The organism is Mucilaginibacter sp. P4_G9 (genome assembly GCF_056400985.1).
Genome location: NZ_JBFUKF010000380.1, coordinates 1 through 4743, shown reverse-complemented (window position 1 = coordinate 4743; position 4743 = coordinate 1). Strand labels below are relative to the sequence as shown.

The 4743-nt window shown below is 42.7% G+C and carries 5 protein-coding genes; all 5 read left to right on the top strand.

The genetic code is table 11. The features are described from left to right. The coding region (locus AC1DPZ_RS22095) for a PorP/SprF family type IX secretion system membrane protein (RefSeq protein WP_477407505.1) at positions 1-753 on the top strand (753 nt) is incomplete at its 5' end. A 132-nt stretch (positions 754-885) separates the two neighbouring features. Beyond that, complete coding sequence (locus AC1DPZ_RS22090) at positions 886-2352, top strand: glycoside hydrolase family protein (RefSeq protein ID WP_477407503.1); 1467 nt, start codon at positions 886-888, stop codon at positions 2350-2352. A 328-nt stretch (positions 2353-2680) separates the two neighbouring features. Further along, entirely contained in the window at positions 2681-3439 is a 759-nt protein-coding gene (locus AC1DPZ_RS22085; protein ID WP_477407501.1) for a hypothetical protein, read from the top strand. A 264-nt stretch (positions 3440-3703) separates the two neighbouring features. Continuing rightward, complete coding sequence (locus tag AC1DPZ_RS22080; RefSeq protein WP_477388706.1) at positions 3704-3970, top strand: helix-turn-helix domain-containing protein; 267 nt, start codon at positions 3704-3706, stop codon at positions 3968-3970. Next, the gene (locus tag AC1DPZ_RS22075; RefSeq protein WP_477407499.1) at positions 3967-4284 is read left to right on the top strand and encodes a P-loop NTPase family protein; all 318 of its coding nucleotides are present in this window, start codon (positions 3967-3969) and stop codon (positions 4282-4284) included. The genes AC1DPZ_RS22080 and AC1DPZ_RS22075 overlap by 4 nt, the downstream gene beginning before the upstream one ends. The last annotated feature ends 459 nt before the right edge of the window (positions 4285-4743 follow it).

Here is a 4743-nt window from a genome sequence, read left to right as displayed (position 1 = left end):
ATTCATACCCTGGCACGCAAGCAATGGGTAGGGATAGACGGGGCGCCGGTAACCTACCTCATCAACGGGAACCTGCCCATCGAATCGATTGATGGTGCAGCAGGATTGATCATATTTAATAACCAGTTGGCCATTGAACATCAAACCGAAGTAAATGCCTATTTTGCAAAAGGGGTCCAGTTAAATTCAGAGAGCTATTTAGCCGTGTCGCTCAATGCGGGTGTACGGAGCTATGCAGCCAATTATTCTGCATTGGATTCTTCAGACCCAACCTTTAGGAATGATGTAAGGGGCACCAAACCCAATATTGGATTTGGAGTGATCTATTATACCGGCTGGTATTACCTGGGGATCTCGGCACCCGAGCTTACCATAACCAGTTTGGGTACCGCATCTATACAAAGCAATTCCAATTTCAGGAGCCATTATTACTTTTCGGGGGCATTGCTGACCAATATCAACGAGGATATCAAATTTAAACCGGCAACATTGGTTGCCTACGCAAAGGGTGTGCCGCTTGTTGCGGATGTATCCGGTACAATGTATATAAAAGAGACATTGGGGCTGGGCATCAACTACCGTACCGATAAGACAATGGCGGGGATTCTTACTTTAAATATTAATGCCTTTCATGTAGGTTACAGCTACCAGTTAGGCACCTCATCTGCCAACCTGGGGGGCTTTAACAATGCCACCCATGAAATATCACTGAGCTACCGGTTTGGTAGGTTGACGACTACTCCTTTGCTCTGAATAAGACAAATTCTTCCAAGATCTGACCCATAGACAGATCACGATCGAGAATGCGAATGATTCTGTACATATTCCATGAGTATCCGGAAAGAAATTACTCGTCTTAGTTAGTATAAAAGCTATACACTTTACATGACAACCATTAAAAGAATAATTCGCCTTTCGCTTTCCCCGATTATTTCACTTTGCTTTTTTATTATAATCACTCCAGTTCGGGCAGAGAAAATTCAAAATCAGCTTAAAGCTTATCCGGCACCAACCGGAGCGGTTCAAAACGACGATTTCATCGTTCAAGTCCGTCAACCAGGTGGAAAATGGCAGGACCTTCCCGAATATCTTATCAAAGTTGACCGGGTTGTTAGCACGACCCACCAGGAGCAAAATTCCTCCCTGGCATATTTTGACTTTGCTGGTGAGGTAGAAGTATCAGTTACCTATAACAAAGGACCTGTTAATGCGGCAAAAGTAAGACCGTTGTCTTATGATATTAAACATCAATTAAAAGGGCACACGATCTTTTTCAAACTATCAAAGCCTGCAAATCTATCGATTGAAGTGAACGGTGATATCTTTCATAATTTGCAATTGTTTGCGAATTGCGTGGAAGACTTCGTTCCCGACCCGAAGGATCCTAACGTAATTTATTATGGCCCTGGGATTCACGAAGTTCCAGGCGGAGAATTAATGGTCACCTCCGGAAAAATCGTTTATCTGGCCGGAGGGGCGATTTTGAAAGGACGGATTTTGATTCAGCATGCATCAGATGTGAAGGTTTTAGGAAGAGGGATCATCGAGCAAGCGCCGTCCAGAGGTGTAAGAATAGCCTTTTCTAAAAATGTGATGATTGACGGAGTTATTTGCTCACAATGTTTTACCGGGGGCTCGGAAAATGTGATTATCCGAAACGTAAAGGCAATCAGCTACTATAAATGGGGCGATGGCATGAACGTGGTATCCAGCAATAATATATTGTTTGATGGCGTATTTAATCGAACCTCTGACGATTGTACTACCGTGTATGGTACCCGTGGTGAATTTACCGGAGGCTGCAGAAATGTTACTATGCAAAATTCAACGTTATGGGCTGACGTCGCTCATCCTATCCTGGTAGGAACTCACGGCAACACGCCCAATCCGGACGTTCTGGAGCAACTCAACTATATAAATATTGATATTCTTGATCATATGGAAGTGCAATATGATTACCAGGGCTGTTTAAGCCTAAATGCAGGAGACAGTAACCTCATCCGAAATGTGCACTTTGAGAATATCCGGATAGAAGATTTCCGGCATGGACAACTCGTGAATTTACGCGTCTTTTTCAATAAGAAATACTGCACCTCGCCGGGACGAGGAATCGAGAATGTGGTATTTAAAAACATCAGCTATAATGGTAACAATGCGTTGACATCGATTATTGCGGGGTACGATGATCAGCATAAAGTAAAAAACATCTGTTTTGTCAACCTCATGATCAACGGGAAAGTAATCAGCGATCACATGCCTGGTAAGCCGGGATGGTATAAAACATCCGATATGGCAGGCTTCTTTGTAGGAGAACATGTAGAAAATATTTCATTCACCACCAACAGTCAATAATCCTAAGGTTGCTGGCCGCCCTTTGCCCACCTTTAACTTTATGAAGGCGCCTCAATTATGAGGCGCTTTCAGTGCAAAGAGATTTATTAGCCGCTTTAACGGATGGTACATACTTGTATTCTTGGGGGACCAGTCATTAAACCGACTTTGGATGGTGTAATTCCACTTTTTCGGCTCTTCAAGACATGGGGCAAGATTCAATTTTCAAAAACAAGGAGTCCGTAACATGCCTCAAACCACTTATAATTGATGCCAAGAATAATTTCTCTTTTTAAATCAGATAAACTAAAGCTATAATATATCGTTTATTAAGGCATATTATGATCTTATGACTTCAGACAGCTATTTCAAATTCCGTGGCCGTTTTGAGCTATATCCTCACCGTTACGATATCGGCTGGCCGATATTTACAGACAGGATTTTCGGTTTAAATTTCTTTGTGGATAAGATCTATAAAATCAGGGAAGATGAATATGCCCCTTTTTACAGTTACCAATTAAATCACTACCTGGAAGGGAGCGCGGGGCAAGAAGAAGCGTTTTTCGATCATGTTTATGATATCATAAGAAACAGGATCAAATACTATAAAGGCCTTAAGCCATCTGGTAGCGCCTATGCCAAAGGATTGATTTTTACAGCTAAGCTGGAAGTATTCCTGACATTCCTTAAAAGTATCGATCAGTGGCATAAAACACAACCTTTGGAATCGGTCATCAGCGATAAAAATAGATTGATCGACCAGTTAGAGGCAAGGATCAAGGAGTTAGAAAGCCTGGTGAAAGAAGCTGCTAAATACGAAGCCGGTGAAAAGATCGTCATCAGCAAGGACGGTCTGCCGGTGCTTATTGATTTGATCAATCAAATAAGAGAATTGAAATTGCCGAACGACAATAAACTGGTGAAGAGCCAAACGGCAAGTCCATGGTATAAGCTGATCGCCAAGAGTTTTTTAAACGGTGATAAACCCATAGCCATTGGCACCGCCCAGAATTATTTCCCGGCCGATAAGGATAACCCGCCTCCGAAATACACGATCATCAGCGAAAAAGATAAACTCTTCAAAATCATTCAAAAGCCTAATAAATAGGCTTTTGTCTTTTTATTCATGACCAAACGACTCCAATGGTCATTCATTTTGCTGTTTTAGCCCTCACTTTTGAATCATTGTATTCAGTGGCTGGCATTTTATTGTTCCGCTGAACGGGTTTAATAAAGAAAGGAGGGCACCAAGGTGCGAACTAAGCAAGATGTAATAAACAAAAATTGGGGGTCACCCTATTAAAGTCCCCAATTAATAAAATAGGGCTTGCCCAAATTTGGGCAAGAATTATTCACGACAAAAATATCAACTATGACAGCAATCGAATTGATCACTAAGGAGGATTTAAGGGAGTTTAAAGGGGAGTTGTTGAAGGAGATCAAACAACTGATGCAGCCGGGACAGGGGCAATCTAAGAAATGGCTGAAGAGCGTCGAAGTGCGGAAACTATTGGGCATCTCACCGGGCACACTTCAAAACCTACGAATTAATGGAACACTTCGCTTTACCAAAGTAGGCAGCATCATGTACTACAAGCTGGAAGACATCAACAAGATCCTGGAGGGTGAAGGCAAATGAAGTTGCAAAAGGAAATTGTTAAAGAACTAGCTGGCTATGCCAGCCTCATTAAGCGAATGGAAAAGGATAAACGGTTACTACCAACCCATCTTAGCCTGTTCATGGGTTTGTTTGTCTGTTGGCAACGCAATGGTTTTATAAGTCCGTTTAGCGTGACCCGGAAAACGCTCATGGCGTTTTCCAAGGTAGCATCCATTGCAACATATCACAAGTGTATCAAAGAACTCGACGAATATGGTTATATCCGTTATGAACCTTCCTATCATCCCAAACTTGGCAGCCAGGTTTACTGGCCTGCCAGTTGGGCAGTGTAGCCCGATACTTTGTATCGGTAGATCTGTATATCGGGCTATCCCGATAGCTGCATATCGGAAAATGTCTCGATATAGGGATAGGCAGATATACAGATATAATAAATCCGGTGCCGCCATTGGCTGCACCGGTAATGATTTGCTTCGCAAATCAGGAAGAAAGCTGCGGTCGCGTCGCGAAAGCGGAGTGAGCAAGCGGAAGTTGGGCAGAGCCCTACTTTGCTTGCCCTACGCTTCGCTACGGGGGTTTTACGTATCCTCCGGGGATACTTTAGGGCGTTTTCGCCTATGAAATAAAGGTAAACAGGATACTCGGCGGTATCCTGCATATAGGAATAAAGGCATAGCTGCATAGACGGCTATTTAGTCGGTTTGAAAATATGAACATGGAAGATATCAATGTAAGATCAGTGAGATACCCGGTTACGGTAGATCAAAAGTTTGAAAAGATCGCCCTTAAAC

Coding starts and splice junctions, on each gene's coding strand:
- AC1DPZ_RS22090 (WP_477407503.1), top strand. CDS start 886: ATGACAACCATTAAAAGAATAATTCGCCTTTCGCTTTCCCCGATTATT.
- AC1DPZ_RS22085 (WP_477407501.1), top strand. CDS start 2,681: ATGACTTCAGACAGCTATTTCAAATTCCGTGGCCGTTTTGAGCTATAT.
- AC1DPZ_RS22080 (WP_477388706.1), top strand. CDS start 3,704: ATGACAGCAATCGAATTGATCACTAAGGAGGATTTAAGGGAGTTTAAA.
- AC1DPZ_RS22075 (WP_477407499.1), top strand. CDS start 3,967: ATGAAGTTGCAAAAGGAAATTGTTAAAGAACTAGCTGGCTATGCCAGC.